This is a genomic window from Mesorhizobium sp. WSM4808, assembly GCF_055811675.1.
Map to the genome: position 1 here is coordinate 1 of NZ_JBVVQX010000020.1, position 26,372 is coordinate 26,372.

31 protein-coding genes are annotated in these 26,372 nt (G+C 62.0%); 2 read left to right on the forward strand and 29 right to left on the reverse strand.

Annotated elements, in window-relative coordinates; all coding sequences use genetic code 11:
• Positions 1–200: 200 nt before the first annotated feature.
• The 25 genes from rplO to rpsL all read right to left on the reverse strand — a co-directional run bounded on the left by rplO (position 201) and on the right by rpsL (position 14,398).
• On the reverse strand, positions 201–677 hold the full coding sequence (gene rplO / locus AC0L2U_RS28275) for a 50S ribosomal protein L15 (RefSeq protein ID WP_013531434.1): 477 nt from the start codon (positions 675–677) through the stop codon (positions 201–203).
• A gap of 22 nt (positions 678–699) precedes the next feature.
• A complete protein-coding gene (rpmD, locus tag AC0L2U_RS28280; RefSeq protein ID WP_006205449.1) occupies positions 700–897 on the reverse strand; it encodes a 50S ribosomal protein L30 in 198 nt (65 codons plus the stop codon).
• 24 nt (positions 898–921) lie between these two features.
• On the reverse strand, positions 922–1,485 hold the full coding sequence (rpsE, locus tag AC0L2U_RS28285) for a 30S ribosomal protein S5 (RefSeq protein WP_006333394.1): 564 nt from the start codon (positions 1,483–1,485) through the stop codon (positions 922–924).
• Positions 1,486–1,633: 148 nt separating this feature from the next.
• Entirely contained in the window at positions 1,634–1,993 is a 360-nt protein-coding gene (gene rplR / locus AC0L2U_RS28290; protein ID WP_027038735.1) for a 50S ribosomal protein L18, read from the reverse strand.
• Between the two features lie 124 nt (positions 1,994–2,117).
• On the reverse strand, positions 2,118–2,651 hold the full coding sequence (gene rplF, locus AC0L2U_RS28295) for a 50S ribosomal protein L6 (RefSeq protein WP_013895694.1): 534 nt from the start codon (positions 2,649–2,651) through the stop codon (positions 2,118–2,120).
• A gap of 89 nt (positions 2,652–2,740) precedes the next feature.
• Positions 2,741–3,139, reverse strand: coding sequence for a 30S ribosomal protein S8 (gene rpsH / locus AC0L2U_RS28300; protein WP_013531431.1), 399 nt, complete (start codon positions 3,137–3,139; stop codon positions 2,741–2,743).
• 12 nt (positions 3,140–3,151) lie between these two features.
• A complete protein-coding gene (rpsN, locus tag AC0L2U_RS28305; protein ID WP_013895695.1) occupies positions 3,152–3,457 on the reverse strand; it encodes a 30S ribosomal protein S14 in 306 nt (101 codons plus the stop codon).
• 26 nt (positions 3,458–3,483) lie between these two features.
• Entirely contained in the window at positions 3,484–4,062 is a 579-nt protein-coding gene (gene rplE / locus AC0L2U_RS28310) for a 50S ribosomal protein L5 (protein WP_127270613.1), read from the reverse strand.
• The gene (rplX, locus tag AC0L2U_RS28315) at positions 4,055–4,369 is read right to left on the reverse strand and encodes a 50S ribosomal protein L24 (protein ID WP_013531428.1); all 315 of its coding nucleotides are present in this window, start codon (positions 4,367–4,369) and stop codon (positions 4,055–4,057) included. Before rplX ends, rplE begins: the two co-directional genes overlap by 8 nt.
• A gap of 12 nt (positions 4,370–4,381) precedes the next feature.
• Positions 4,382–4,750: a 50S ribosomal protein L14 gene (rplN, locus tag AC0L2U_RS28320; RefSeq protein WP_006205457.1), complete on the reverse strand. Its 369-nt coding sequence runs from the start codon at positions 4,748–4,750 to the stop codon at positions 4,382–4,384.
• Between the two features lie 83 nt (positions 4,751–4,833).
• Complete coding sequence (gene rpsQ, locus AC0L2U_RS28325; RefSeq protein WP_010909280.1) at positions 4,834–5,073, reverse strand: 30S ribosomal protein S17; 240 nt, start codon at positions 5,071–5,073, stop codon at positions 4,834–4,836.
• 11 nt (positions 5,074–5,084) lie between these two features.
• A complete protein-coding gene (rpmC, locus tag AC0L2U_RS28330; RefSeq protein ID WP_006205459.1) occupies positions 5,085–5,285 on the reverse strand; it encodes a 50S ribosomal protein L29 in 201 nt (66 codons plus the stop codon).
• 13 nt (positions 5,286–5,298) lie between these two features.
• Positions 5,299–5,712 carry a 50S ribosomal protein L16 gene (gene rplP / locus AC0L2U_RS28335; RefSeq protein WP_013531427.1) on the reverse strand — a complete coding sequence of 138 codons (414 nt, stop codon included), beginning with the start codon at positions 5,710–5,712 and terminating at the stop codon, positions 5,299–5,301.
• A 27-nt stretch (positions 5,713–5,739) separates the two neighbouring features.
• Complete coding sequence (gene rpsC, locus AC0L2U_RS28340) at positions 5,740–6,465, reverse strand: 30S ribosomal protein S3 (protein ID WP_013531426.1); 726 nt, start codon at positions 6,463–6,465, stop codon at positions 5,740–5,742.
• A complete protein-coding gene (gene rplV / locus AC0L2U_RS28345; RefSeq protein ID WP_006205462.1) occupies positions 6,465–6,854 on the reverse strand; it encodes a 50S ribosomal protein L22 in 390 nt (129 codons plus the stop codon). The genes rpsC and rplV overlap by 1 nt, the downstream gene beginning before the upstream one ends.
• A 2-nt stretch (positions 6,855–6,856) precedes the next feature.
• Positions 6,857–7,135, reverse strand: a complete 279-nt coding sequence (gene rpsS, locus AC0L2U_RS28350) for a 30S ribosomal protein S19 (RefSeq protein WP_006205463.1) — start codon at positions 7,133–7,135, stop codon at positions 6,857–6,859.
• A 16-nt stretch (positions 7,136–7,151) separates the two neighbouring features.
• Positions 7,152–7,985: a 50S ribosomal protein L2 gene (rplB, locus tag AC0L2U_RS28355; protein ID WP_024505067.1), complete on the reverse strand. Its 834-nt coding sequence runs from the start codon at positions 7,983–7,985 to the stop codon at positions 7,152–7,154.
• A 22-nt stretch (positions 7,986–8,007) separates the two neighbouring features.
• A complete protein-coding gene (locus AC0L2U_RS28360) occupies positions 8,008–8,301 on the reverse strand; it encodes a 50S ribosomal protein L23 (RefSeq protein ID WP_013531424.1) in 294 nt (97 codons plus the stop codon).
• Positions 8,298–8,918, reverse strand: a complete 621-nt coding sequence (rplD, locus tag AC0L2U_RS28365) for a 50S ribosomal protein L4 (RefSeq protein ID WP_013531423.1) — start codon at positions 8,916–8,918, stop codon at positions 8,298–8,300. The genes AC0L2U_RS28360 and rplD overlap by 4 nt, the downstream gene beginning before the upstream one ends.
• Positions 8,918–9,646: a 50S ribosomal protein L3 gene (gene rplC, locus AC0L2U_RS28370; protein WP_013531422.1), complete on the reverse strand. Its 729-nt coding sequence runs from the start codon at positions 9,644–9,646 to the stop codon at positions 8,918–8,920. The genes rplD and rplC overlap by 1 nt, the downstream gene beginning before the upstream one ends.
• A 61-nt stretch (positions 9,647–9,707) precedes the next feature.
• Complete coding sequence (gene rpsJ / locus AC0L2U_RS28375) at positions 9,708–10,016, reverse strand: 30S ribosomal protein S10 (protein ID WP_010909272.1); 309 nt, start codon at positions 10,014–10,016, stop codon at positions 9,708–9,710.
• Positions 10,017–10,085: 69 nt separating this feature from the next.
• Positions 10,086–11,261 (reverse strand): elongation factor Tu, encoded by a 1,176-nt coding sequence (tuf, locus tag AC0L2U_RS28380; protein WP_013531404.1) that lies wholly within the window; start codon positions 11,259–11,261, stop codon positions 10,086–10,088.
• A 98-nt stretch (positions 11,262–11,359) separates the two neighbouring features.
• A complete protein-coding gene (gene fusA / locus AC0L2U_RS28385; protein ID WP_027027748.1) occupies positions 11,360–13,450 on the reverse strand; it encodes an elongation factor G in 2,091 nt (696 codons plus the stop codon).
• 29 nt (positions 13,451–13,479) lie between these two features.
• Positions 13,480–13,950 carry a 30S ribosomal protein S7 gene (rpsG, locus tag AC0L2U_RS28390; RefSeq protein ID WP_008875664.1) on the reverse strand — a complete coding sequence of 157 codons (471 nt, stop codon included), beginning with the start codon at positions 13,948–13,950 and terminating at the stop codon, positions 13,480–13,482.
• A 76-nt stretch (positions 13,951–14,026) separates the two neighbouring features.
• Positions 14,027–14,398, reverse strand: a complete 372-nt coding sequence (rpsL, locus tag AC0L2U_RS28395; protein WP_006333356.1) for a 30S ribosomal protein S12 — start codon at positions 14,396–14,398, stop codon at positions 14,027–14,029.
• A gap of 497 nt (positions 14,399–14,895) precedes the next feature.
• Between rpsL and AC0L2U_RS28400 the strand changes: the two genes are divergently transcribed.
• Positions 14,896–15,177: a transcriptional regulator gene (locus tag AC0L2U_RS28400; RefSeq protein WP_013531420.1), complete on the forward strand. Its 282-nt coding sequence runs from the start codon at positions 14,896–14,898 to the stop codon at positions 15,175–15,177.
• Positions 15,178–15,359: 182 nt separating this feature from the next.
• On the forward strand, positions 15,360–16,286 hold the full coding sequence (locus AC0L2U_RS28405; protein WP_292636296.1) for a Gfo/Idh/MocA family protein: 927 nt from the start codon (positions 15,360–15,362) through the stop codon (positions 16,284–16,286).
• A 374-nt stretch (positions 16,287–16,660) separates the two neighbouring features.
• On the opposite strand, the gene rpoC is transcribed toward AC0L2U_RS28405, so the two are convergent.
• The 4 genes from rpoC to rplJ form a co-directional block, all read right to left on the reverse strand.
• The gene (gene rpoC, locus AC0L2U_RS28410) at positions 16,661–20,857 is read right to left on the reverse strand and encodes a DNA-directed RNA polymerase subunit beta' (protein WP_013531415.1); all 4,197 of its coding nucleotides are present in this window, start codon (positions 20,855–20,857) and stop codon (positions 16,661–16,663) included.
• A gap of 147 nt (positions 20,858–21,004) precedes the next feature.
• Positions 21,005–25,141 carry a DNA-directed RNA polymerase subunit beta gene (rpoB, locus tag AC0L2U_RS28415; protein WP_127295769.1) on the reverse strand — a complete coding sequence of 1,379 codons (4,137 nt, stop codon included), beginning with the start codon at positions 25,139–25,141 and terminating at the stop codon, positions 21,005–21,007.
• A 251-nt stretch (positions 25,142–25,392) separates the two neighbouring features.
• Positions 25,393–25,770, reverse strand: coding sequence for a 50S ribosomal protein L7/L12 (gene rplL, locus AC0L2U_RS28420; RefSeq protein ID WP_023762907.1), 378 nt, complete (start codon positions 25,768–25,770; stop codon positions 25,393–25,395).
• Positions 25,771–25,824: 54 nt separating this feature from the next.
• The gene (gene rplJ / locus AC0L2U_RS28425) at positions 25,825–26,343 is read right to left on the reverse strand and encodes a 50S ribosomal protein L10 (protein ID WP_013531412.1); all 519 of its coding nucleotides are present in this window, start codon (positions 26,341–26,343) and stop codon (positions 25,825–25,827) included.
• Between the last annotated feature and the right edge of the window lie 29 nt (positions 26,344–26,372).

Here is a 26,372-nt window from a genome sequence, read left to right on the forward strand (position 1 = left end):
AACCCATTGATTTATTCCCCGTTTTTAACGTTTTTCGGCCCTTGTGGACGGGGGGGGCTTAACACCAACCCCCACTACAACCCCCCGGGCAAAAAAACCTCCCCGCGCCGGTTTTCCCGCGCCCGCCTCGTTGAGCAGATCAAAGCGCAATCGTGAGCAAAAACGGATCCCACTCCTGCCGATCGCGCTTCAAATTGCCGTTACTCGGCAGCTGCCTTTTCCTGCGGCAGCTTGACCGAACCGCCGGCCTTTTCGATCTTTTCGATCGCGGCCTTGGAGGCGCCGGCGACGTCAAAGGCGAGCTTCGCCTTGATCTCGCCGTCCGAGAGGATGCGCACGCCGTCCTTGACGCGGCGGATGACGCCGGCGGCAACCAGCGATTCAGCCGTCACGGTCGCCTTGGCGTCGAGCTTTTTGGCGTCGATGGCCACCTGGATGCGGGCCAGCGACACGACGGTGAAGCTCTTGGCGAAGATGTTGTTGAAGCCACGCTTCGGCAGGCGCCGGTAGAGCGGCATCTGGCCGCCCTCGAAGCCGTTGATGGCGACGCCGGAGCGCGCCTTCTGGCCCTTGACGCCGCGACCGCCGGTCTTGCCGGAGCCGGAGCCGATACCACGGCCGAGACGCTTCTTGGAGTGCGTCGCGCCGTCCTTGTCACGCAGATCGTTGAGTTTCATCTGAGTTCTCCTGCGCTCTGGCTCAGCCCTCGTCCACGACGCGGACGAGATGCTGGACGGCAGCGATCATGCCGCGCACGGAGGGCGTATCTTCCAGCGTGCGCTGCTTGTGCATCTTGTTGAGGCCGAGGCCGACCAGCGTCGCGCGCTGTTCCTTCGGACGGCGGATCGGCGAACCGATCTGCTCAACGGTGATGGTCTTGGTTGCTTTCTTGGCCATGGTCAAAATCCCTGGTCAGATCGACTATTCTTCAGCCGCAACGGCGGTGCCGCGGCGGGCCTGAAGGGTCGAATACTTGATGCCGCGAGCAGCAGCCACATCCTTGGGATGCATCTGGCTCTTCAGCGCGTCGAAGGTGGCGCGAACCATGTTGTAGGGGTTCGACGAACCCATCGACTTGGCGACCACGTCATGCATGCCGAGCGTCTCGAAGACAGCGCGCATCGGGCCACCGGCGATGATGCCGGTACCTTGCTTGGCGGCGCGCAGCAGCACGCGTCCAGCACCCCAGCGTCCTTCGACGTCGTGGTGCAGCGTACGGCCCGAGCGCAGCGGCACGAAGATCATGTCGCGCTTGGCCGATTCAGTTGCCTTGCGGATGGCTTCCGGCACTTCGCGCGCCTTGCCGTGACCAAAGCCGACACGGCCCTTCTGGTCACCGACGACGACGAGTGCTGCAAAACCGAAGCGACGGCCGCCCTTGACGACCTTGGCGACGCGGTTGATGTGGACGAGCTTGTCCACCATGCCGTCATCGCGTTCTTCACGATCGCGGCCGCGGCCGCCATCCCTACGTTCCTGTGCCATATCCTGTTCCTTGTTTTTTTCCGGAAGCACGGTTGCTGATAAGATCCGGTGCCTCGCCCCGAATAAATCGGGAAACGGTCACCGGGGGCGAAATCAATTCCTTCGCATAATCCCTATCCGAAAAGTCTGCAACTTTTCGGGACTATGCTTAGAAGCTCAAGCCACCTTCGCGGGCAGCCTCGGCGAGCGCCTTGACGCGGCCGTGATAGATGTAGGCACCGCGGTCGAAGACGACTTCCTTGACGCCGGCCTTGGTGGCGCGCTCGGCGATCAGCTTGCCGATCGCGGCGGCGGCGGCGGTGTCGGCGCCGGTCTTGAGCGAACCCTTGAGGTCCTTCTCAAGCGTCGAAGCGGCAGCGATGGTGTGGCCCTTGGCGTCGTCGATGACCTGCACGTAGATGTTCTTCGACGTGCGGTGGACCGACAGACGCGGACGCTCGCCGGCGACCTTCTTGATCTGACGACGGACGCGCTGCGCGCGGCGCTGCGTGGATTCCTTGGTACCCATGATGGTCTTCCTTGCCTTCAAAAAACGGGGGCCGCCATATGCGGTAGGCGAAAGCGCCTCCCGCGACCGCTCCCCGCGGCGTTGCACTTCTTGGCTTGGCCTCAACTTCTCGAGGCCAGGCCCGCTACTTCTTCTTGCCTTCCTTGCGGACGATCTTTTCGCCGGCATAGCGGACGCCCTTGCCCTTGTAGGGCTCGGGACCGCGATACTCGCGGATCTCCGCCGCAACCTGGCCGACTTGCTGCTTGTCGATGCCGGCCACGGTGATTTCGGTCGGCTTCGGCACGGTAATGGTGATGCCGGCCGGCGTCTCATAGACGACGTCATGGCTGAAGCCAAGCGCCAGCTGCAGGTTCTTGCCCTGAAGTGCCGCGCGATAGCCGACGCCGGTGATCTCGAGCTTCTTCTCGAAACCGTCCTTGACGCCCTGCAGGATGTTGACGATCTGCGTGCGCGACATGCCCCACTTGGAGCGGGCGGTCTTGGTCTGGTCGCGCGGCTGGACAGCGATCTCGCTGCCTTCCATCTTGACCAGCACTTCATCGTTCACCACGAACTTCAGCTCACCCTTGGGGCCCTTCGCCGTCACGGTCTGGCCGTTGACGGTCGCGGTCACGCCCTGCGGCAGCGAAACGGGTTTCTTTCCAATACGAGACATTTTGTTGTCCTCGTCACTTCTCTTGTTTCAGGTCTCTGTCTTCGGGAACGATCCGAAGACCGGATTCCACTTTGCGGTCAACTGCCAGATCAGAAGATCTGGCAGAGGATCTCACCGCCGACGTTCTGTTCACGTGCTTCATGGTCGGCCATCACGCCCTTCGGTGTCGAAAGGATGGCGATGCCGAGGCCGTTGGCGACCTGCGGAATCGACTTGGCCGAAACATAGACGCGGCGGCCTGGCTTCGAGACGCGGGCGATTTCGCGCACGACCGGCGCGCCGTCGAAATACTTCAGCTCGATCTCGATTTCGGACTTGCCGTTGTCGAAGTCGGTCTGGCTGTAATCGCGGATATAGCCTTCAGCCTTCAGCACGTCGAGGACGCGGGTGCGCAGACGCGAAGCCGGCGTCGAAACGCTCGACTTCTTGCGGCCATACGCGTTGCGGATGCGGGTCAGCATATCGCCGAGAGGATCGCTCAATGACATGTTATGTCCTCCTTACCAGCTCGACTTGACCAGGCCCGGGATCTGGCCGTTATTGCCGAGATCACGAAGCGCGATGCGCGATACTTTGAGCTTGCGATAGTAGGCGCGCGGACGGCCGGTGACTTCGCAGCGGTTGCGGATGCGGATCTTGGCCGAGTTGCGCGGCATGGCGGCAAGCTTGAGCTGAGCGCGGAAACGCTCTTCCATCGGCTTGGACTGATCCATGATGATCGCCTTCAGGGCAGCGCGCTTGGGACCGTACTGGTCGGCAAGCTTGCGGCGCCTGTTGTTCTTCTCGACTGAGCTGGTCTTTGCCATTTCAGATTTTCCTTTTCTCGCTGCCGTTACTGGCGGAAGGGGAAGTTGAAAGCCTTGAGCAATGCCCTGGCTTCGTCATCCGTCTTCGCAGTCGTACAAACGATGACGTCCATGCCCCAGATCTGATCAACCTTGTCGTAGTTGATCTCCGGGAACACGATGTGTTCCTTGATGCCCATGGCGTAGTTGCCACGGCCATCGAAGCTCTTCGGATTGAGCCCGCGGAAGTCGCGGACGCGTGGCAGTGCGATGTTCACGAGACGGTCGAGGAACTCGTACATACGTTCCTTGCGCAGCGTGACCTTAGCGCCGATCGGCATCTTCTCGCGGACCTTGAAGCCGGCGATCGAGTTGCGGGCGCGGGTGACGACGGCCTTCTGGCCGGCGATCATCGCCAGGTCTTCGGCCGCGATCGAAGGCTTCTTCGAATCGGCGGTCGCTTCGCCAACGCCCATGTTCAGCACGATCTTGTCGATGCGCGGAACCTGCATCTCGTTGTCGTAGCCGAACTGTTCCTGCAACGCCTTGCGGATGGTCTCGTTGTAGACCTGCTTGAGGCGCGGCGTGTTGTTCGCGGTCGCCTGCTTGGATTGAGCCTTAGCCATTGATGACTTCTCCCGAGCGCTTGGCGACGCGCACCTTCTTGCCGTCCTTCTGGAAGATGAAACCGACGCGGGTCGGCTTGCCATCCTTGGGGTCGGCCAGCGCGATGTTCGACAGCTGGATCGGCGCTTCCTTGGTGATGATCCCGCCCTCTTGGGACTGGGACTGCTTCTGGTGACGACGGATCATGTTGACGCCGCGCACCAGCGCGGTGTCTTCCTTCGGCTGTACCGAGAGGACTTCGCCCGAACGGCCCTTGTCCTTGCCGGCCAGCACGACGACCTTGTCGCCTTTTCTAATCTTTTGCATTGGTCCGGCTCCTTACAGCACTTCAGGCGCGAGCGAGATGATCTTCATGTGGTTCTTGGCGCGGAGTTCGCGCGGAACCGGTCCGAAGATACGCGTGCCGATCGGCTCTTTCTTGTTGTCGACGAGAACGGCCGCGTTCTTGTCGAAACGGATCACGCTGCCGTCCGGGCGGCGGATGTCCTTGGCCGTGCGAACCACGACCGCCTTCATCACATCGCCCTTCTTTACGCGGCCGCGCGGAATGGCTTCCTTGATCGACACCACGATGATGTCGCCCACGGAAGCGTATTTCCGCTTCGAGCCGCCCAGCACCTTGATGCACATGACACGACGGGCGCCGGAATTATCCGCGACGTCGAGGTTTGTTTGCATCTGAATCATGACTGGCCGCCTTCTTCTCTTCTAACGGGATGGGCTCAAAGCCCCTCCCCGGTCTGTCCAAAATTCGTTGTTTACGCCCGAGGTCAGGCTTGGTCCGAAGACACGACGATCCAGCGCTTGTCCTTGGAAATCGGCTTCGATTCCTGGATGAACACCTGATCGCCAACCTTGTGGGCGTTGTTCTCGTCGTGCGCCTTGTACTTCTTGGTCATGCGCACGGTCTTCTTCATCACGGGATGCGTGAAGCGCCGTTCGACCTTGACGACAACCGTCTTCTCGTTCTTGTCGCTGACGACGGTGCCCTGCAGAATGCGCTTTGGCATGGTTTTCGTCCTTAAGCCTTCTTAGCCGCGGACTTTTCCGCAGCGATGGTCTTGATACGCGCAATATCCTTACGGACCTGTCTCACGCGCGCGGTCTTCTCGAGTTGGCCGGTGGCCTTCTGGAAGCGCAGGTTGAACTGCTCCTTCTTCAGGCTGGCCAGGTCGTCGGTCAGCTGGTCCTGGGTCTTGGTCCGGATGTCTTCGGCTTTCATGATCAGCCCGTCCTTATTCTGCGATGCGCTGCACGAAGCGCGTCTTGACCGAGAGCTTGGCCGCGCCGAGACGCAGTGCCTCACGGGCGGTTTCTTCATTGACGCCGTCGATCTCGAACATGATGCGGCCCGGCTTGACGCGCGCCGCCCAGTAGTCGACCGCACCCTTGCCCTTACCCATGCGGACTTCGGTCGGCTTCGAAGTGACCGGCACGTCCGGGAAAATACGGATCCAGACGCGACCAGCGCGCTTCATTTCACGCGTGATCGCGCGGCGGGCCGCCTCGATCTCACGTGCGGTGACGCGGTTCGGCTCAAGCGCCTTCAGCCCGAAACCACCGAAATCCAGGTTGGTGCCGCCCTTTGCGGTACCATGGATACGGCCCTTGAACTGCTTGCGGAACTTTGTGCGCTTTGGCTGCAGCATCGTTCTAACTCCAAATTCCTAAATGTCTCAGGCGTTTTCGCGACGACGACCGCGTTCGCGATCACCACCACCGCCATGCGCTGCATCGCTTTCGCTGGCCCGACGCTCCGAAGCCATCGGGTCATGCTCAAGGATTTCGCCCTTGAACACCCAGACCTTGACGCCGCAGATGCCATAAGCCGTGTGCGCTTCGGCCGTACCGTAGTCGACGTCCGCACGCAGCGTATGCAGCGGCACGCGGCCTTCGCGATACCATTCCATGCGCGCGATCTCGGCGCCGCCGAGGCGGCCGGCGCAGTTGATGCGGATGCCTTCGGCACCGAGGCGCATCGCCGACTGAACGGCACGCTTCATGGCGCGGCGGAACGCGATACGACGCTCGAGCTGCTGGGCGATCGACTGGGCGACCAGGGTCGCGTCGATTTCCGGCTTGCGCACTTCAACGATGTTGAGGTGCGTCTCGGACTTCGTCATCTCCATCAGCTTCTTGCGAAGCTTCTCGATGTCGGCGCCCTTCTTGCCGATGATCAGACCCGGGCGCGCGGCGTGGATGGTGACGCGGCACTTCTTGTGCGGACGCTCGATCACGACCTTCGAGATGGCAGCCTGCTTGAGCTCCTTCTCGAGATACTTGCGGATCTTGATGTCCTCATGCAGCAGCTTGCCGTACTCGCCGGTGTTCGCGAACCAGCGCGAATCCCAGGTGCGGTTGATGCCGAGGCGAAGACCGATCGGATTGACTTTCTGGCCCATTATGCGGCCTCCCCTTTTTCTTCGACTTCACGAACGACGATCGTGAGGTGCGAGAACGGCTTCTCGATACGGCTGGCGCGACCGCGGCCACGGGCATGGAACCGCTTCATGACGATCGACTTGCCGACATAGGCTTCCGCCACGATCAGCGCATCGACATCCAGGTCGTGGTTGTTTTCCGCGTTGGCGATTGCCGATTCCAGCGTCTTCTTGACCGTGCCGGAAATCCGCTTGGCCGAGAATTCGAGATCGGAAAGCGCTGTCGCGACCTTCTTGCCGCGGATCAGCGCGGCAACGAGGTTCAGCTTCTGCGGGCTGATACGGATCGTGCGCAATACGGCGCGCGCTTCGTTATCAGCAAGCCTGCGCGGAGCTTTGGCCTTGCCCATGATTATTTCCTCTTCGCCTTCTTATCCGCGCCGTGACCGTAATAGGTCCGGGTCGGAGCGAATTCACCGAACTTGTGACCGACCATGTCCTCGTTCACCGAGACGGGAACATGCTTCTGGCCGTTGTAGACACCGAAGGTGAAGCCGACGAACTGCGGCAGGATGGTGGAGCGACGGCTCCACATCTTGATCACCTCATTGCGACCACCTTCACGAACCTTGTCCACCTTCTTGAGAAGGTAGCCGTCAATGAAGGGGCCTTTCCAAATCGAACGAGTCACTTGGCGTTACCTCTTCTTAGCTCTTGCGCTGATGGCGCGAGCGCAGGATGAACTTGTCGGTCGCCTTGTTGGACCGCGTCTTCTTGCCCTTGGTCGGCTTGCCCCAGGGCGAAACCGGATGGCGGCCACCCGAAGTGCGGCCTTCGCCGCCGCCGTGCGGATGGTCGACCGGGTTCATGGTCACGCCGCGATTGTGCGGGCGCTTGCCACGCCAAACCGTGCGACCGGCCTTGCCGTCATTGATGTTGCCGTGGTCCGGATTGGATACGGCGCCGACAGTGGCCATGCAGGAGCCGTGAACGACACGCTGCTCGCCCGAATTGAGGCGCAGGATCGCCATGCCCTGGTCACGACCGACCAGCTGACCGTAACCACCTGCCGAACGGGCGACCTGAGCGCCCTTGCCCGGCTTCAGCTCGATGTTGTGGACGATGGTGCCGACCGGCATCGAAGCCAGCGGCATCGCATTGCCCGGCTTCACATCTACCGATTCACCGGAGACGATCTTGTCGCCGGGAGCCAGACGCTGCGGAGCGATGATGTAGGACAGCTCGCCATCGTCATACTTGATCAGCGCGATGAAGGCGGTGCGGTTCGGATCGTATTCAATGCGCTCGACCGTGCCGACGACGTCGAACTTGCGGCGCTTGAAGTCGATGATGCGGTACGAACGCTTGTGACCACCGCCGATGAAGCGGGCGGTGATGCGACCGTGATTGTTGCGGCCGCCCGACTTGGTCAGGCCTTCGGTCAGACCCTTGACGGGCTTGCCCTTGTAAAGACCCGAGCGGTCGACGATGACCAGCTGACGGGTGCTGGGCGTTACCGGGTTGAATTTTTTCAGTGCCATTGTTCTGTCCTCGCGGCCTTGCTCAGAGACCCGTCGCGACGTCGATCGACTGACCATCGGCCAGCGTCACAACCGCCTTCTTGACGTCGCTCTGGCGGCCAACCGTGCCACGGAAGCGCTTGATCTTGCCCTTGCGGACAAGCGTGTTCACGGCCATCACCTTGACGCCGAACAGCGCTTCGACGGCGGCCTTGATTTCCGGCTTCGACGCCTTCTTGGCGACGTTGAAGACGACCTTGTTCTGCTCGGAGGCCATGGTCGACTTTTCGGTGATCGCCGGCGAGACGATCACGTCGTAATGACGAAGGTCGGTCATTTAAAACGCTCCTCGAGAGCCTCGACGGCGGCCTTCGAAAGGACCAGCGTGCCGCGGCGCAGAATGTCGTAGACGTTGATGCCCTGGATGGGCAGCACGTCGATGTTGGGGATGTTCGTCGCCGCCAGCTTGAAGTTCTTGTCAAGCTCGGCGCCGCCGATCAGCAAAGCGTTGGTCAGGCCCAGCGTCGCGAAATTTGCGATCAGCGCCTTCGTCTTGGCCTCGGTCAGCTTCAGCTCGTCGATGATGATGATCGACGCGCTCTTGGCCTTGGCCGAGAGAGCATGCTTGAGGCCGAGAGCACGAACCTTCTTCGGCAGTTCGTGCTCGTGGCTGCGAACGACCGGCCCGTGGGCCTTGCCGCCGCCGCGGAACTGCGGAGCGCGTGCCGAATGGTGACGGGCGCGGCCCGTACCCTTCTGCTTGTACATCTTGGCGCCGGTGCGCGCGATCTCGGCGCGACCCTTGGTCTTGTGCGTGCCCTGCTGCTTCTTGGCAAGCTGCCAGCGCACGACGCGCTGCAGGATGTCTTCGCGCGGATCAAGGCCGAAAATCTCGTCGGAGAGTTCCACCTTGCCGGCGTCCTTGCCGCCCAGCGTTGTGATCTTGAGATCCATTATTCCGCTCCCTCTGTGGCCGGAGCCTCGTTCTTGGCGCCACTTTCGGCAGCAACGGCGCGGATCGCGGCAGGCTTCGGCGCATTGGCCGGCAGTGCCACCTTGGCCGCATCGCGGACCAGGATCCAGGCGCCCTTCGATCCGGGGACCGCACCGCGGATCAGGATCAGGCCGCGGTCGGCGTCGGTCGATACGATCTCGACATTCTGCGTGGTGACGCGGGTGTCGCCCATGTGGCCAGCCATATGCTTGCCCTTGAACACCTTGCCCGGGTCCTGGCGCTGGCCGGTCGAACCGTGCGTACGGTGCGAAACCGAGTTACCGTGCGTTGCACGGCCACCGCCCATGTGGTGGCGCTTGATGACGCCCTGAAAGCCCTTGCCGATCGTCGTGCCCGTCACATCGACCTTCTGGCCGGCGACGAAGTGCTCGACGGTGATCTCGGCGCCGACATCGATCATGTTGTCGGCGGAGACGCGGAACTCGGCGACCTTCGCCTTCGGCTCGACGGAAGCGGTCGCGAAATGGCCGCGCATCGCCTTCGACGTGTTCTTCACCTTGGCAAGGCCAACGCCGAGCTGAACGGCGGTGTAGCCATTCTTCTCTTGCGTGCGCTGGGCCACGACCTGGCAGTTCTCCATCAGGAGAACGGTGACGGGAACATGTTCCCCGGCATCGTTGTAGATGCGGGTCATTCCCACCTTCTTTGCAATCACACCTGAACGCATCGGTTCAATTCCTTTAGAGTTCCGGGCCAGGGGCACCGCCCCTTACCGCGCTCTCATTCCCTTAGAGCTTGATCTCGACGTCGACGCCGGCGGCCAGATCGAGCTTCATCAAAGCATCGACCGTCTGCGGGGTCGGATCGACGATGTCGAGCAGACGCTTGTGCGTGCGCATCTCGAACTGCTCGCGGCTCTTCTTGTCGACGTGAGGCGACCGGTTGACCGTGAACTTTTCGATCCGCGTCGGCAGCGGAATGGGGCCGCGGACGTTTGCGCCGGTACGCTTGGCCGTCGACACGATTTCCTTCGTCGAGGCGTCGAGCACGCGGTGGTCAAACGCCTTAAGGCGGATGCGGATATTCTGTCCGTTCATGCGTCACTTCCTTGTTCTGGCGCGGCGCGGGCAACTCCCGCGCCCGCGACAGATCGGTTTAAGTCCAAATTACTCTTTGATGGTGACGACGATGCCGGCACCGACGGTGCGGCCGCCTTCACGGATGGCGAAGCGCAGCTTCTCTTCCATGGCGATCGGCACGATCAGCTCGACATCGACCGTGATGTTGTCGCCCGGCATCACCATCTCGGTGCCTTCCGGCAGCGACACGATGCCGGTCACGTCGGTCGTGCGGAAGTAGAACTGCGGACGGTAGTTGGTGAAGAACGGCGTGTGACGGCCACCTTCGTCCTTGGTCAGGATGTAGGCTTCGGCCACGAACTTCTTGTGCGGCTTCACCGTGCCCGGCTTGGCCAGAACCTGGCCGCGCTCGACACCTTCACGATCAACGCCGCGCAGCAGCGCGCCGATGTTGTCGCCGGCCTGGCCCTGATCGAGCAGCTTGCGGAACATTTCCACGCCCGTGCAGGTCGTCTTGGTCGTCGGACGGATGCCGATGATCTCCAGCTCCTCGCCGACCTTGACCACGCCGCGCTCGACGCGGCCGGTCACGACCGTGCCGCGGCCCGAGATCGAGAACACGTCTTCGATCGGCATCAGGAACGGCTTGTCGAGCGGACGAACCGGCGTCGGGATGTAGGCATCGACCGCAGCCATCAGCTCGCGGATCGCGTCTTCACCGATCTTCTTGTCCGAATCTTCCAGAGCAGCCAGCGCCGAACCCTTGACGATCGGAATGTCGTCGCCGGGGAACTCGTTCTTGGTCAGAAGCTCGCGAACCTCGAGCTCGACCAGTTCGAGCAGCTCGGCGTCGTCGACCTGGTCGACCTTGTTCAGGAACACCACGATCGACGGCACGCCGACCTGACGGGCCAGCAGGATGTGCTCGCGGGTCTGCGGCATCGGGCCGTCGGCAGCCGACACGACCAGGATCGCGCCGTCCATCTGCGCGGCACCGGTGATCATGTTCTTCACATAGTCGGCGTGGCCGGGGCAGTCGACGTGAGCATAGTGGCGGTTGGCCGTCTCGTATTCGACATGCGCCGTCGAGATCGTGATGCCGCGCGCCTTTTCTTCAGGGGCGGCGTCGATCTGGTCGTAGCGCTTGTATTCGCCAAAATACTTGGTGATCGCCGCCGTCAGCGACGTCTTGCCATGGTCGACGTGGCCAATCGTGCCGATGTTCACGTGAGGCTTGTTACGCTCGAATTTACCTTTGGCCATAATCGTTCTCCGTCTATTCTACCCGCTAAGGGGAAATTGTTATTCGCTCTTCAGATCCGGCACCGCGCAAGGAGCGCGACCCGGTGGCTAAGAAACCCTTAGGCGTATTTCTTCTGGACTTCCTGAGCCACTGCGGTCGGAACCGGCTCATAGTGATCGAACTGCATAGTGTAGGCCGCACGGCCCTGGCTCATCGAGCGCAGGTTGTCGACATACTTGAACATGTTGGCGAGCGGCACCATCGCGTTGATGACGACGGCAACGCCGCGCGCTTCCTGACCCTGAATCTGGCCACGACGACCGTTCAGATCGCCGATGACGCTGCCGACGTAGTCTTCCGGCGTCACAACTTCGACCTTCATGATCGGCTCCAGAAGCTGCACGCCAAGCTTGGGTGCTGCTTCACGGAAGCAGGCGCGGCCGGCGATTTCGAAGGCCAGGACGCTGGAGTCGACATCGTGGTAAGCGCCGTCGATGAGGGTCGCCTTGACGCCGATCATCGGGAAGCCCGCGAACGGACCCGAGGTCATGACGCTGTTGATGCCCTTTTCGACACCGGGGATGTATTCCTTCGGCACGGCGCCGCCGACGATCTTGGTCTCGAACTCGAACTCGCTGCTGTCCGGATTCGGCTCGAAGACGATCTTGACGCGAGCGAACTGACCGGTACCGCCGGTCTGCTTCTTGTGCGTGTAGTCCTGCTCGTGCCTGCGGGTGATCGTCTCGCGATAAGCCACCTGCGGTGCGCCGACATTGGCCTCGACCTTGAACTCGCGACGCATGCGGTCGACGATGATGTCCAGGTGAAGTTCGCCCATGCCGGAAATGATGGTCTGGCCGCTTTCCTCGTCGGTCTTGACACGGAAGGACGGATCCTCGGCGGCCAGGCGGTGAAGGGCGAGGCCCATCTTTTCCTGGTCGTTCTTGGTCTTCGGCTCGATGGCGATCTGGATGACCGGATCGGGGAATTCCATGCGCTCGAGAATGACCGGATGCAGCGGATCGCTCAGCGTGTCGCCGGTGGTCGTGTCCTTGAGACCGGCAAGAGCAACGATGTCGCCGGCAAAAGCCTCTTCGACGTCGGCGCGCGAGTTCGCATGCATCTGCAGCATGCGGCCGATGCGCTCTTTCTTGCCCTTCACGGTGTTGTCGACCGAGATGCCCTTGGTGAGCCTGCCCGAATAGATGCGGGCAAAGGTCAGCGAACCGACGAACGGGTCGTTCATGATCTTGAAGGCGAGCATCGACAGAGGCTCGTTGTCGTCGGCGTGACGCTCGATCTCGGCGTCGGTCTTGGCATCGACACCCTTGATGGCGGGAACATCGGCCGGCGACGGCAGATATTCGACGACGGCGTCGAGCAGCGGCTGCACGCCCTTGTTCTTAAAGGCCGAGCCACAGAACATCGGGTAGAACTTGACCGCGATGGTGCCCTTGCGGATCAGCGCGCGGATCTCATCATTCGACGGCATCTTGCCTTCGAGGTAATTTTCAAGCGCCGTCTCGTCCATTTCGACGGCGGCCTCGATCATCTTCTCGCGGTATTCTTCGGCACGAGCCTTGAGGTCGTCCGGGATCTCGACGACATCCCAGGCAGCGCCCAGCGTCTCGTCGCGCCAGACAAGCGCGTTCATCTCGACGAGGTCGACGACGCCCTTGAACTCGGTCTCGGCGCCAATCGGCAGCTGCATGACAACGGCATGCGCGCCGAGGCGCGAACCGATCATCTCGACCGAGCGATAGAAGTCGGCGCCGATCTTGTCCATCTTGTTGCAGAAGATCATGCGCGGAACGCGGTACTTGTCGGCCTGGCGCCAGACGGTCTCGGTCTGCGGCTCAACGCCGGCATTGGCATCGAGCAGCGCGATGGCGCCGTCGAGCACGCGCAGCGAACGCTCGACTTCGATGGTGAAGTCGACGTGGCCGGGGGTGTCGATGATGTTGAAGCGGTGCATCTTGCCGTCACGAGCCTTCCAGAAGGTCGTGGTCGCGGCGGAGGTGATCGTGATGCCGCGCTCCTGCTCCTGCTCCATCCAATCCATGGTGGCAGCGCCGTCGTGGACTTCGCCGATCTTGTGCGACTTGCCCGTGTAGTAGAGGACGCGCTCGGTGGTCGTCGTCTTGCCGGCGTCAATATGCGCCATGATACCGAAATTGCGGTAGTCTTCGATTTTGTATTCGCGGGCCATCGTAGCTGCCTCTCAGTCTCGTTCGCGCTTTACCAGCGGTAGTGCGCGAAAGCGCGGTTGGCTTCAGCCATCTTGTGGGTGTCTTCACGCTTCTTGACAGCCGTGCCGCGGTTGTTGGCCGCATCCATCAGCTCGCCGGAGAGGCGGTCGACCATCGTGGTCTCATTGCGATTGCGGGCCGCAGCGATCAGCCAGCGAATGGCCAATGCCTGGCGGCGCTCGGGGCGCACATCAACCGGAACCTGGTAGGTGGCGCCACCGACACGACGCGAACGCACTTCAACATGAGGCGCGACATTGTCGAGCGCCTGATGGAAGACGGTGACCGGCTCCTGCTTGGTCTTCGACTGAACCTGGTCGAGCGCGCCGTAGACGATGGTCTCGGCGACCGACTTCTTGCCGTCATACATGACGGCGTTCATGAACTTGGTGACGATCAGATCGCCGAACTTCGGGTCCGGATTGATCTCACGCTTTTCTGCACTGTGACGACGCGACATGGCTTTTGTCTCTCAATCTCATAACCCGACGCACCCAAGGAGCGCCAAGGCCGGAAAATCTTACTTCGGACGCCCCTTACTTCGGACGCTTGGCGCCGTACTTCGAACGGCGCTGCTTGCGGTTCTTCACACCCTGCGTGTCGAGCACGCCGCGGATGATGTGGTAGCGAACGCCCGGAAGATCCTTGACGCGGCCGCCGCGGATCATCACCACGGAGTGTTCCTGAAGGTTGTGGCCTTCGCCGGGAATGTACCCGATCACTTCAAAACCATTGGTCAGGCGGATCTTGGCCACCTTGCGCAGCGCCGAGTTCGGCTTCTTCGGCGTCGTTGTATAGACGCGCGTGCAGACGCCCCGCTTCTGCGGGTTCTGCTGCATGGCCGGGACCTTGTTGCGCTTCACCGGCGCAATGCGCGGCTTGCGGATCAGCTGGTTGACGGTAGGCATTAAACCCTCTTGTCTCTCAATTCCGTGTCTCGCCCGGTCAGGGCCGCTCAAAGCGTCATTTCCATACGCAAATTCGGGCCATAAACCGCGCCTCGCGGTCTTGCCCGAACAAAAGGCAGAGGAAGCGGAAGCCGCTTCGTGCACGCCGGAAATGTCTTTTCGCTCGTAAAACGAACCCTGTTTGAGGCAAACTCCAAAGCGTGTCGCTTCGGAAGGGAGAGCCTCACATCGGTTCTGACTGGGCGGCTTCTACTCGTAAGACCGCGGACCGTCAAGCCCGGAGCACTAAATATTGCGCGCCGACGAAGGCTTGGCAGCCATGCGAAAACCGCATGTAATTTTCTTTCGCATTTTTGCAAGAGCGAGGAAGAAAGTGACAAGCCTTCAAGCAAAGTGAATGGGTTTGCGCTGTTGCGCGGCCTTGCTTCATGCGAAAAGGCCGCATGAGCAGTCAAAACCCCCTCGCCCGCCCACCCGCTGCCAAGAGGAATCGGCCCGTGAACGACAATGAAGAACGCCCGGTCACCATCATCACCGGCCGGGTGTGGAAGAAAAAAGGCGGCAAACCGGAAGGCGTCCACGTCATGCTGGTCGCGCCCGACGACGATTCGGCGGTGCGCCGGGCACTCGAATCGCTTGCCGCCGAAGGGTACGCCGAGGCCGAGCTCGACCAGATCGGCGACATGGACGGCATCCCCGACGAAGAGCCGCATATCTCCGCCTTCCAGGGCGCGCTCGAAGGCGAAGTGTCGATCGTTACCTTCGACGTGCCGATCTGACTCCAACCCTCGGTCCAGCTTTCGAATCGACTGCCGAGACGAATCGGCGACCGAGGCATTCCCAGCCGGCAAAATGCGCACTGCCGCTCGAGGAAGGCTGAGTTTGGCTGCTCGGCTTCGGCTTGCCCGGGGCAAGTGTTCTGATAAGAAACCATCACCATCATCAAACAGACGGAGCGGCCGTGTCCCAGCCCATCAAGATAGGCATCGTCGGCGTCGGCAAGATCGTCCGCGACCAGCATCTGCCGGCCCTGGCGAAAGACCAGGACTATCGCCTCATCGCGGCTGCCAGCCGTCACGGCAAGGTGGATGACATCCCGAATTTCCCTGATATCGAAGCCATGCTCGACGCGGTGCCCGAGCTCGAGGCCGTGTCGCTCTGCATGCCGCCGCAGTTCCGCTACGATGCGGCGCGCGCCGCGCTGATGGCCAAGAAGCATGTCTTCCTGGAGAAGCCGCCTGGCGCCACGGTCAGCGAGGTCGAGGACCTCAAGACATTGGCCGCGCAGAACGGCGTCTCGCTGTTCGCCAGCTGGCACTCGCGCTATGCGCCGGCCGTAGAGGCCGCACGCGCCTTCCTCGACAAGGCCAAGATCAGGTCGGCCGCCATCAACTGGAAGGAAGACGTGCGCCGCTGGCACCCGAACCAGGAATGGATCTGGGCTCCCGGCGGTTTCGGCGTCTTCGATCCCGGCATCAACGCGCTGTCGATTGCCACCCATATCCTGCCGGCGATGTTCATCACCTCGGCGGTGCTGGATTTTCCCGAAAACCGCGCCTCCCCGGTTGCCGCGCGCGTCGCCTTCCGCACCTCGAACGGGTTGCCGGTGACGATGGACCTCGACTGGCTGCAGACAGGCCCGCAAAGCTGGGACATCCTGGCCGACACCGACAAGGGCGCCATGGTGCTGTCGGGCGGCGGGTCGAAGCTCGCCATCGACGGCAAGGTGGTTCATGACGAGCCGGAGGCCGAGTACCCGATGCTCTACAAGCGCTTCGCCGAGATCGTCCGCGCCGGCGTCTCCGATGTCGATCTGGCGCCGCTGCAGCATGTCGCCGACGCCTTCATGCTCGGCAAGCGCAACGTGGTCGAGGCGTTCTTCGATTGACAATGGGCTGTGAAGAGCGACCTCGCTCCGATCCCCACTTCCCGGATCATTTGCGAAGGGCGCGCCGCCCCTCATTGTCCTGCCGGACATTTCTCCCCGTATAGTGACGGGGAGAAAGGGGCAATGGCGACGCCGGCGTTCGCCCTGCAAGGTCGCCGATTGGCGAAATCGTCAGCGACGGCGTCCTTCTCCCCGTCACTATACGGGGAGAAGATGCCGGCAGGCAGATGAGGGGCGGCGCCAGCCTGCAAAACAAGGCACCAGACGATGCTCCTCACTTCGCCACCGCCACAAAGTTCGGCTCCAACGCAATGAAAAAAGGCCGCCGGGTCGCCCCGACGGCCTTTTTTTGCCTGAGATTCCTGCCGCCGCGCTTACTGCGCGGCGGTTGTCATGTCGGCCAGCATCGGCTCGGCGACTTCCGCACCCGAGGCCTTGCGGCGCTCGTCGATGATCAGTTCGTCGCGCGAGGTGGCGATGCGCCGGATCTGGCTCATCGTGCCGCCGGTACCGGCCGGGATCAGCCGGCCGACGATGACGTTTTCCTTCAAGCCCTGCAGCATGTCGGTCTTGCCGGCAACCGCGGCCTCCGTCAGCACCCGGGTCGTCTCCTGGAAGGAGGCGGCCGAGATGAAGGACGGCGTCTGCAGCGATGCCTTGGTGATGCCGAGCAGCACCGGCAGGCCTTCGGCCGGCTTCTTGCCGTCCTCGACCAGACGCTCGTTGACCTCTTCCAGTTCGATCACGTCGACATGATCGCCCGGGATGTAGGTCGAATCGCCCTGCACCGTGATCTCGACCTTCTGCAGCATCTGGCGAACAATCACCTCGATGTGCTTGTCGTTGATCGACACGCCCTGCAGACGATAGACTTCCTGGATCTCGTTGACGAGGTAGGAAGCAAGTGCCTCCACGCCCTTGATCGCCAGGATGTCGTGCGGCGCCGGATTGCCGTCGAGGATGTAGTCGCCCTTCTCGATGACGTCGCCGTCCTGGAGATGGAACGGCTTGCCCTTCGGGATCAGGTATTCGACCGGCTCGAGCGTCGAGTCATGCGGCTCGATGATGATGCGACGCTTGTTCTTGTAGTCGCGGCCGAAGCGGATCGTGCCGTCGATCTCGGCGATGATGGCGTGATCCTTCGGACGACGTGCCTCGAACAGCTCGGCAACACGCGGCAGACCGCCGGTGATGTCCTTGGTCTTGGCGCTTTCCATCGGAATACGCGCCAAAACGTCGCCGGGGCGAACCTGCGAACCCGGCTCGACCGAAAGAATGGCCTCGACCGAGAGCAGGAAGCGAGCGTCGCCGCCCTTCGACAGCTTGCCGACCTTGCCCTTGGCGTCCTGGATCGCAATCGCCGGCTTCAGGTCGTTGCCGCGTGGCGTCGAGCGCCAGTCGATGACCTCACGCTTGGTGATGCCGGTCGACTCGTCGGCGGTTTCCTGAACGGAAATGCCGTCGACCAGATCCTCGTACGACACCCTGCCCTCGATTTCAGTGAGGACCGGACGGGTATAGGGATCCCACTCGGCGATACGCTGGCCGCGCTTCACCTTGTCACCATCGTCCACGAAGATGCGCGAACCATAGGTGAGGCGGTGCGAGGCGCGCTCCTTGCCGGCTTCGTCGAGGATCAGCACCGCCATGTTGCGGCCCATGACCATCTGCTGGCCGTCGGAGTTGCGCACCACGTTGCGGTTGCGGATCTCGACCTTGCCCTCATACGAGGCTTCAAGGAACGAGCTGTCGACCACCTGCGCGGTACCGCCCATGTGGAAGGTACGCATGGTGAGCTGCGTGCCCGGCTCGCCGATCGACTGCGCCGCGATGACGCCGACAGCTTCGCCCTGGTTGACCGGGGTGCCGCGGGCCAGATCGCGACCGTAGCAGACCGCGCAGACGCCAACCCTGACTTCGCAAGTCAGTGCCGAGCGGATGCGGACCGACTGGACGCCGGCCTTTTCGATCTGTTCCACGTCACGCTCGTCCATCAGCGTTCCGGCCTTGACCAGGATCTCGCCCGACACCGGATGGGTGATGTCGTCGAGCGACGTACGGCCCAGCACGCGCTGGCCGACCGAAGCGACGACCTGACCGGCATCGACGATCGGCTGCATGGTGAGGCCCTTGTCGGTGCCGCAGTCGACGGAGTTGACGATGCAATCCTGCGCCACGTCGACCAGACGACGGGTGAGGTAACCCGAGTTCGCCGTCTTCAAGGCGGTGTCGGCCAGACCCTTGCGGGCGCCGTGGGTCGAGTTGAAGTACTCGAGCACGGTCAGACCTTCCTTGAAGTTCGAGATGATCGGCGTCTCGATGATTTCACCCGACGGCTTGGCCATGAGGCCGCGCATGCCGGCAAGCTGGCGCATCTGGGTGGGCGAGCCACGCGCACCGGAGTGCGACATCATGTAAATCGAGTTCATCGGCTTTTGACGGCCATTGTCCTCGAACTCGACCGCCTTGATACGGGCCATCATTTCGTCGGCGACCTTTTCCGAGCACTTGGCCCAGGCGTCGACGACCTTGTTGTACTTCTCGCCCTGCGTGATCAGACCGTCATTGTACTGCTGCTCGTATTCCTTGGCCAAAGCCTCGGTGTCGGAGACCAGCTTGATCTTGGCATCCGGGATCAGCATGTCGTCTTTGCCGAACGAAATGCCGGCACGGCAGGCATGGCTGAATCCGAGCGCCATGATGCGATCGCAGAAAATGACCGTCTCTTTCTGACCGCAATGGCGGTAGACGGTGTCGATCATCTTGGAGATGTTCTTCTTGGTCATCTCCTGGTTGGCGGTCTCGTAAGGCACGTTGACGTTCTTCGGCAGAAGCTCGCCGATGATCATGCGGCCAGGCGTGGTGTCATGGATCTTCGACACGACCTTGCCTTCGGCGTCGACCGTGCGGAAACGACCCTTGATCTTGGAGTGCAGCGTCACCGCCTTGGTCTCGAGCGCGTGCTGGAGTTCGCCCATGTCGGCAAACACCATGCCCTCGCCCGGCTCGTTCTGGTTGACGATCGAGAGATAGTAGAGGCCCAGAACCATGTCCTGCGACGGCACGATGATCGGCGCGCCGGAAGCCGGGTGCAGGATGTTGTTGGTCGACATCATCAGCACGCGGGCTTCAAGCTGCGCTTCCAGCGACAGCGGCACGTGAACGGCCATCTGGTCGCCGTCGAAGTCGGCGTTGAAGGCCGTGCAGACCAGCGGGTGCAGCTGGATCGCCTTGCCTTCGATCAGGATCGGCTCGAACGCCTGGATGCCGAGACGGTGCAGCGTCGGCGCACGGTTCAGCAGCACCGGATGCTCGCGGATGACCTCGTCGAGGATATCCCAGACTTCCGGACGCTCCTTTTCGACCAGCTTCTTCGCCTGCTTGACGGTCGAGGAGTAACCCTTGGCGTCGAGACGGGCGTAGATGAAGGGCTTGAACAGTTCGAGCGCCATCTTCTTGGGCAGGCCGCACTGGTGCAGCTTGAGCTCCGGACCGGTCACGATGACCGAGCGGCCGGAATAGTCGACGCGCTTGCCGAGCAGGTTCTGACGGAACCGGCCCTGCTTGCCCTTGAGCATGTCGGACAGCGACTTCAGCGGGCGCTTGTTGGCGCCGGTGATGACGCGGCCGCGACGGCCGTTGTCGAACAGCGCATCGACGGCTTCCTGCAGCATGCGCTTTTCATTGCGCACGATGATGCCGGGAGCGCGCAGCTCGATCAGCCGCTTCAGACGATTGTTGCGGTTGATGACGCGGCGATAGAGATCGTTCAGATCCGACGTGGCGAAGCGGCCGCCGTCCAGAGGAACCAGCGGACGCAGGTCCGGCGGGATCACCGGAACCACCTTCATGATCATCCATTCCGGACGGTTGCCGGATTCCATGAAGTTCTCGACGACCTTGAGCCGCTTCAGATACTTCTTCTGCTTCAGCTCGGAGGTGGTCGAAGCCAGTTCCGAACGCAGATCGCCGGCGATCTTCTCCAGGTCCATGCCCGCCAGGAGGTCATGAATGGCCTCGGCGCCGATCATGGCGGTGAAACTATCCTCGCCATACTCGTCGACGGCGATCATGTACTCTTCCTCGCTGAGCAGCTGGTGCTCCTTCAGCGCGGTGAGGCCAGGTTCGGTGACGATGTAGTTCTCAAAGTAGAGGACGCGCTCGATGTCCTTCAGGGTCATGTCGAGCAGCGTGCCGATGCGCGACGGCAGCGACTTCAGGAACCAGATATGGGCGACCGGTGCCGCCAGCTCGATATGGCCCATGCGCTCACGACGAACGCGCGACAGCGTGACTTCAACGCCGCACTTTTCGCAGATGACGCCCTTGTACTTCATGCGCTTGTACTTGCCGCACAGGCACTCATAGTCCTTGATCGGGCCAAAAATGCGCGCGCAGAACAGACCGTCACGCTCCGGCTTGAAGGTGCGGTAGTTGATGGTCTCCGGCTTCTTGATCTCGCCGAAAGACCAGGACAGAATCTTCTCAGGGCTGGCAAGCGATATCCGAATGGAATCGAACACCTGCGCAGGCGCCTGCGGATTGAAGAGATTCATGACCTCTTGGTTCATGCCGTTCTCCTTTTCGGGGTCCTCGAAAACCCCTTGCATCTAGCGCGGGCCAAACGCCCGCCGTCGTGTGTCGGCCACCGGCCGAAGAATTTGGTGCGCTCGGTCGCGGTTTCCGCGACCGAGCGTCTTGTTTACTCGGCCGCGTCCCTATTCGGCAGCATCGGGCAGCCGGACAGGGTTGTCATCGAGCTTGGTGTTCTCCAGCTCGACATTGAGGCCGAGAGACCGCATTTCCTTGACGAGAACGTTGAAGCTCTCGGGGATGCCGGCCTCGAAGGTGTCGTCGCCACGCACGATCGCCTCGTAGACCTTGGTACGGCCAGCGACGTCGTCGGACTTCACCGTCAGCATTTCCTGCAGCGTGTAGGCGGCGCCGTATGCTTCCAGTGCCCAGACCTCCATCTCGCCGAAGCGCTGGCCACCGAACTGCGCCTTGCCGCCCAGCGGCTGCTGGGTGACGAGCGAGTACGGACCGATCGAACGCGCGTGGATCTTGTCGTCCACGAGATGGTGAAGCTTGAGCATATAGATATAGCCCATCGTCACCTTGCGATCGAACGGCTCGCCCGTGCGTCCGTCATAGAGCTGCGACTGACCTGATGTGTGCAGGCCCGCCTGCTCCAGCATGATGTTGATGTCAGCCTCATGCGCGCCGTCGAACACCGGGGTCGCGATCGAGACGCCGCGGCGCATCTGCTCGCTGAGGCGAACGATGCTCTCGTCGTCATAGTCACGAACCGGCTCGTTGCGGTCGTTGGCCGGAATGAAGCTCTCGAGCGTCTTGCGCAGCGGCTTGATGTCGCCGGCTGCCTTGTACGTGTCGATCAGCTCGCCGATCTTCCTGCCCATGCCCGCGCATGCCCAGCCCAGATGCGTTTCCAGGATCTGGCCGACATTCATGCGGCTCGGCACACCCAGCGGGTTGAGCACGATATCGGCATGCGTGCCGTCCTCGAGGAAAGGCATGTCCTCGACCGGAACGATCCGCGACACGACACCCTTGTTGCCGTGACGGCCGGCCATCTTGTCGCCGGGCTGCATCTTGCGCTTCACGGCCACGAAGACCTTGACCATCTTCATGACGCCCGGAGGCATTTCGTCGCCGCGCTGGACCTTCTCGACCTTGTCCATGAAACGCTGTTCGAGCGCCTTCTTGGAATCGTCGTACTGGCCGCGCAGGGCTTCCAGTTCGCTCTGGAGCTTTTCGTTCTCCACGGCAAACTGCCACCACTGCGAACGCGGATACTCGTCGAGCGTATCCTTGGACAGCGTCGAGCCCTTCTTGAAGCCCTTCGGTCCGGCGATCGCTTCCTTGCCGACGAGCACGTCGGACAGACGCGCGTAGACGTTACGGTCCAGAATGGCCTGCTCGTCGTCGCGGTCCTTGGCGAGGCGTTCGATCTCCTCGCGCTCGATCGCCATGGCGCGCTCGTCCTTTTCCACACCGTGGCGATTGAAGACGCGCACCTCGACGACCGTGCCGAAAGTGCCCGGAGGCATGCGCATCGAGGTGTCGCGCACATCGGATGCCTTTTCGCCGAAGATGGCGCGCAGAAGCTTCTCTTCCGGCGTCATCGGGCTTTCGCCCTTCGGCGTGATCTTGCCGACCAGGATGTCGCCCGGCTGAACTTCCGCACCGATATAGACGATGCCGGCTTCGTCGAGGTTCTTCAGCGCTTCTTCCGAGACGTTCGGGATATCGCGCGTGATTTCCTCCGGCCCGAGCTTGGTATCGCGCGCCATGACCTCGAACTCCTCGATATGGATCGAGGTGAAGACGTCATCGGCGACGATGCGTTCGGACAGGAGGATCGAGTCCTCGTAGTTGTAGCCGTTCCACGGCATGAACGCGACCAGCACGTTGCGGCCGAGCGCCAGATCGCCGAGCTCGGTCGACGGACCGTCGGCGATGATGTCGCCCTTGTTGACCCGGTCACCCATGCGAACCAGCGGACGCTGGTTGATGCAGGTGTTCTGGTTCGAACGCTGGAACTTCATCAGCCGGTAGATATCGACGCCGGACTTGCCCGGATCGAGATCTTCGGTGGCGCGGATAACGATACGCGTCGCGTCCACCTGGTCGACGATGCCGCCGCGGCGGGCGCCGATGGCGGCGCCCGAGTCACGGGCGACGATCGGCTCCATGCCGGTGCCGACGAACGGCGCCTCGGCGCGCACCAGCGGCACGGCCTGACGCTGCATGTTCGAGCCCATCAGAGCGCGGTTGGCGTCGTCGTTTTCCAGGAACGGGATCAGGGCCGCGGCCACCGACACCATCTGCTTGGGCGACACGTCCATCAGATCGACGTTTTCGCGCGGCGCCATCATCACTTCGCCGGCGCTGCGGCAAATGACGAATTCGTCGACGAAACCACCGTTCTTGTCGAGCTCGGCGTTGGCCTGCGCGACATGGTGCTTGGCCTCTTCCATCGCCGAGAGATAGACGACGTCATTGGTCAGCTTGCCGTCGACGATCTTGCGGTACGGGCTCTCGATGAAGCCGTACTTGTTGACGCGTGCGAAGGTGGCCAGCGAGTTGATCAGACCGATATTCGGGCCTTCCGGCGTCTCGATCGGGCAGATGCGGCCGTAATGCGTCGGGTGCACGTCGCGCACTTCGAAGCCGGCGCGCTCGCGGGTCAGACCGCCCGGTCCAAGCGCCGAGAGGCGGCGCTTGTGGGTGATCTCCGACAGCGGGTTGGTCTGGTCCATGAACTGCGACAGCTGCGAGGAACCGAAGAACTCGCGCACGGCGGCAGCCGCCGGCTTGGCGTTGATCAGGTCCTGCGGCATGACCGTGTCGATCTCGATCGAGGACATACGCTCCTTGATCGCGCGCTCCATGCGCAGCAGGCCGACGCGGTACTGGTTTTCCATCAGCTCGCCGACCGAACGCACGCGGCGGTTGCCGAGATTGTCGATGTCGTCGATCTCGCCCTTGCCGTCGCGCAACTCGACCAGCGTCCTGACCACGGCCAGGATGTCGTCCTTGCGCAGCACGCGCACGGTGTCCTCGGCCTTGAGCTCGAGGCGCATGTTCATCTTGACGCGGCCGACGGCCGACAGATCGTAGCGCTCACTGTCGAAGAACAGCGAGTTGAACATGGCTTCGGCGGTTTCGAGCGTCGGCGGCTCGCCGGGGCGCATGACACGATAGATGTCGAACAGCGCGTCCTGGCGGCTCTCGTTCTTGTCGACGTTGAGCGTGTTGCGGATATAGGCGCCGACATTGACGTGGTCGATGTCGAGAACCTTGATCTCGTCTTCGCCGGTGCCGAGCAGAACCTTCAGCGTCTTCTCGTCGATCTCGTCGCCGGCCTCGAGGAAGATCTCGCCGGTGGCGTAGTTGACGATGTCCTCGGCCAGATAGTTGCCGAGCAGGTCCTCGTCGGTGGCCTTGATCGCCTTGAGACCCTTTTCGCCAAGCGCCCTCGCCTGGCGGGCGGTGATCTTCTTGCCGGCTTCGACGACGACTTCGCCGGTATCGGCATCGACCAGGTCGCCGACGGCCTTGAGGCCGCGGAAACGCTCGACGTTGAACGGAATGCGCCAATGGTCGCCGGCGCGCTTGTAGGTGATCTTGTTGTAGAAGGTCGACAGGATCTCTTCGCCGTCCATACCGAGCGCCATCAGCAGCGACGTCACCGGAATCTTGCGGCGGCGATCGATTCGGGCGTGCACGACGTCCTTGGAATCGAACTCGATGTCGAGCCACGAGCCGCGATAGGGGATGACGCGCGCGGCAAACAGAAGCTTGCCCGACGAGTGCGACTTGCCCTTGTCATGGTCGAAGAAGACGCCCGGCGAGCGGTGCATCTGCGAGACGATGACGCGCTCGGTGCCGTTGACGATGAAGGTGCCGTTCAAGGTCATGAGCGGCATGTCGCCCATGTAGACGTCCTGCTCCTTGATGTCCTTGATGGACTTGGCGCCGGTATCCTCGTCGATATCGAACACGATGAGGCGCAGCGTCACCTTCAGCGGCGCGGCATAGGTGAGGTCGCGCTGACGGCATTCGTCAACGTCGAATTTCGGTCCTTCGAACTCGTACTTCACGAACTCCAGCATCGAGGAGCCGGAAAAATCGGAGATCGGGAAAACCGACTTGAAAACAGCCTGCAGTCCCTCGTCCGGACGCCCGCCCTTGGGCTCCGCCACCATCAGGAATTGATCATAGGATGCCTTTTGAACCTCGATGAGGTTCGGCATCTCCGCAACTTCCGGGATCTTTCCGAAGAACTTGCGTACGCGTCTGCGGCCATTGAAAGTCTGGGTCTGGGCCATCGTCGCTCCTTAGCTCTAAACTCGGGACGAGCCTCGCCGCGGCTCGCCTTGCATTCTGGGCCACCTTGGCGGCAACCCTCTGTCTGTTTTCCCGGCGCCTGTCGGCGGCCGGCTAGAACGGGAGAAAACCCGTTTCCTGAAGGCCGATTTTCGGCCCTCAGGAAAGAGGTTCTGGTAGATCTCGCGTTACGCGTGCTCCCTCCGGGCGAAGGGAGTGGCGGACGGCGCGAGGCCGCCCGCCGCTTTCACGATTACTTCAGGTCGACCTTGGCGCCGGCTGCTTCCAGCTGGGCCTTGAACTTGTCAGCGTCGGCCTTGGAAACGCCTTCCTTGACCGGCTTCGGAGCCGCTTCGACCAGATCCTTGGCTTCCTTGAGGCCAAGACCGGTGATGGCACGGACTTCCTTGATGACGTTGATCTTCTGAGCGCCTGCCTCGGTGAGGACGACGTCGAATTCCGTCTTTTCCTCGACCGGAGCAGCAGCGGCCGCACCACCGCCAGCGGCGGCAACAGCCACCGGAGCAGCGGCGGAAACGCCCCACTTTTCTTCCAGAAGCTTCGACAGCTCGGCCGCCTCGAGGACGGTCAGCTTCGAAAGGTCGTCTACGATCTTTGCGAGATCAGCCATTGTTGTGTTCCTTCATAAGGTTCGAACGTGTGTTTGTGATAGCGAGGAACGGCCTCATGCCGCCTCGTCCTTCCGGGCGTAAGCGCCGATGACGCGCGCGACCGAGGCCGCTGGCGCATTGACGATCTGGGCGATCCGGGTTGCCGGCGTGGCGATCATGCCAACCAGCCTGGCGCGCAGCTCATCGAGCGACGGAAGTGTGGCGAGTGCCTTCACACCGTCGGCATTGAGCGAGGTGGTGCCCATTGCGCCGCCGAGAATGACGAGCTTGTCATTTCCCTTGGCGAAATCGGACGCGACCTTCGGCGCCGCAATCGGATCCTCCGAATAAGCAATCAGCGTCTGTCCCTTGAACAGCTCGATGATCGATGCGGAGTCCGTGCCCTGAAGAGCGATTTTGGCGAGACGGTTCTTCGCGACTTTGACGGTGCCACCGGCGGCGCGCATTTTCGACCGAAGGTCGTTCATTTGCGCGACGGTGATACCGGCGTAGTGGGCCACGACCACTGAACCTGCGTTCGAGAACGCACCGTTCAGGCCCGTGACGAGTTCGCGTTTTTCCGCTCTGTCCACTGCCTATCTCCAGTTGACCCCAATCCTGT

What these genes read in the sequence shown, in the direction of transcription:
- rpsN (WP_013895695.1), bottom strand. Translation starts at nt 3,457, where the DNA reads ATGGCAAAGACCAGCTCAGTCGAGAAGAACAACAGGCGCCGCAAGCTT.
- rpoB (WP_127295769.1), bottom strand. Translation starts at nt 25,141, where the DNA reads ATGGCCCAGACCCAGACTTTCAATGGCCGCAGACGCGTACGCAAGTTC.
- rpsJ (WP_010909272.1), bottom strand. Translation starts at nt 10,016, where the DNA reads ATGAACGGACAGAATATCCGCATCCGCCTTAAGGCGTTTGACCACCGC.
- rpsE (WP_006333394.1), bottom strand. Translation starts at nt 1,485, where the DNA reads ATGGCACAGGAACGTAGGGATGGCGGCCGCGGCCGCGATCGTGAAGAA.
- rplX (WP_013531428.1), bottom strand. Translation starts at nt 4,369, where the DNA reads ATGCAAAAGATTAGAAAAGGCGACAAGGTCGTCGTGCTGGCCGGCAAG.
- rplR (WP_027038735.1), bottom strand. Translation starts at nt 1,993, where the DNA reads ATGGGTACCAAGGAATCCACGCAGCGCCGCGCGCAGCGCGTCCGTCGT.
- rpsL (WP_006333356.1), bottom strand. Translation starts at nt 14,398, where the DNA reads ATGCCTACCGTCAACCAGCTGATCCGCAAGCCGCGCATTGCGCCGGTG.
- tuf (WP_013531404.1), bottom strand. Translation starts at nt 11,261, where the DNA reads ATGGCCAAAGGTAAATTCGAGCGTAACAAGCCTCACGTGAACATCGGC.
- rpmC (WP_006205459.1), bottom strand. Translation starts at nt 5,285, where the DNA reads ATGAAAGCCGAAGACATCCGGACCAAGACCCAGGACCAGCTGACCGAC.
- rplN (WP_006205457.1), bottom strand. Translation starts at nt 4,750, where the DNA reads ATGATTCAGATGCAAACAAACCTCGACGTCGCGGATAATTCCGGCGCC.
- rpmD (WP_006205449.1), bottom strand. Translation starts at nt 897, where the DNA reads ATGGCCAAGAAAGCAACCAAGACCATCACCGTTGAGCAGATCGGTTCG.
- rplB (WP_024505067.1), bottom strand. Translation starts at nt 7,985, where the DNA reads ATGGCACTGAAAAAATTCAACCCGGTAACGCCCAGCACCCGTCAGCTG.
- rplP (WP_013531427.1), bottom strand. Translation starts at nt 5,712, where the DNA reads ATGCTGCAGCCAAAGCGCACAAAGTTCCGCAAGCAGTTCAAGGGCCGT.
- rpsQ (WP_010909280.1), bottom strand. Translation starts at nt 5,073, where the DNA reads ATGCCAAAGCGCATTCTGCAGGGCACCGTCGTCAGCGACAAGAACGAG.
- rpsC (WP_013531426.1), bottom strand. Translation starts at nt 6,465, where the DNA reads ATGGGCCAGAAAGTCAATCCGATCGGTCTTCGCCTCGGCATCAACCGC.
- rplF (WP_013895694.1), bottom strand. Translation starts at nt 2,651, where the DNA reads ATGTCTCGTATTGGAAAGAAACCCGTTTCGCTGCCGCAGGGCGTGACC.
- rplC (WP_013531422.1), bottom strand. Translation starts at nt 9,646, where the DNA reads ATGCGTTCAGGTGTGATTGCAAAGAAGGTGGGAATGACCCGCATCTAC.
- AC0L2U_RS28360 (WP_013531424.1), bottom strand. Translation starts at nt 8,301, where the DNA reads ATGACCGACCTTCGTCATTACGACGTGATCGTCTCGCCGGCGATCACC.
- fusA (WP_027027748.1), bottom strand. Translation starts at nt 13,450, where the DNA reads ATGGCCCGCGAATACAAAATCGAAGACTACCGCAATTTCGGTATCATG.
- rpoC (WP_013531415.1), bottom strand. Translation starts at nt 20,857, where the DNA reads ATGAACCAAGAGGTCATGAATCTCTTCAATCCGCAGGCGCCTGCGCAG.
- rpsG (WP_008875664.1), bottom strand. Translation starts at nt 13,950, where the DNA reads ATGTCGCGTCGTCACAGTGCAGAAAAGCGTGAGATCAATCCGGACCCG.
- rplE (WP_127270613.1), bottom strand. Translation starts at nt 4,062, where the DNA reads ATGGCTAAGGCTCAATCCAAGCAGGCGACCGCGAACAACACGCCGCGC.
- rplD (WP_013531423.1), bottom strand. Translation starts at nt 8,918, where the DNA reads ATGGATCTCAAGATCACAACGCTGGGCGGCAAGGACGCCGGCAAGGTG.
- rplL (WP_023762907.1), bottom strand. Translation starts at nt 25,770, where the DNA reads ATGGCTGATCTCGCAAAGATCGTAGACGACCTTTCGAAGCTGACCGTC.
- rpsH (WP_013531431.1), bottom strand. Translation starts at nt 3,139, where the DNA reads ATGTCATTGAGCGATCCTCTCGGCGATATGCTGACCCGCATCCGCAAC.
- rplV (WP_006205462.1), bottom strand. Translation starts at nt 6,854, where the DNA reads ATGGGCAAGGCCAAAGCTCCGCGCAGGCTTGCTGATAACGAAGCGCGC.
- rplO (WP_013531434.1), bottom strand. Translation starts at nt 677, where the DNA reads ATGAAACTCAACGATCTGCGTGACAAGGACGGCGCGACGCACTCCAAG.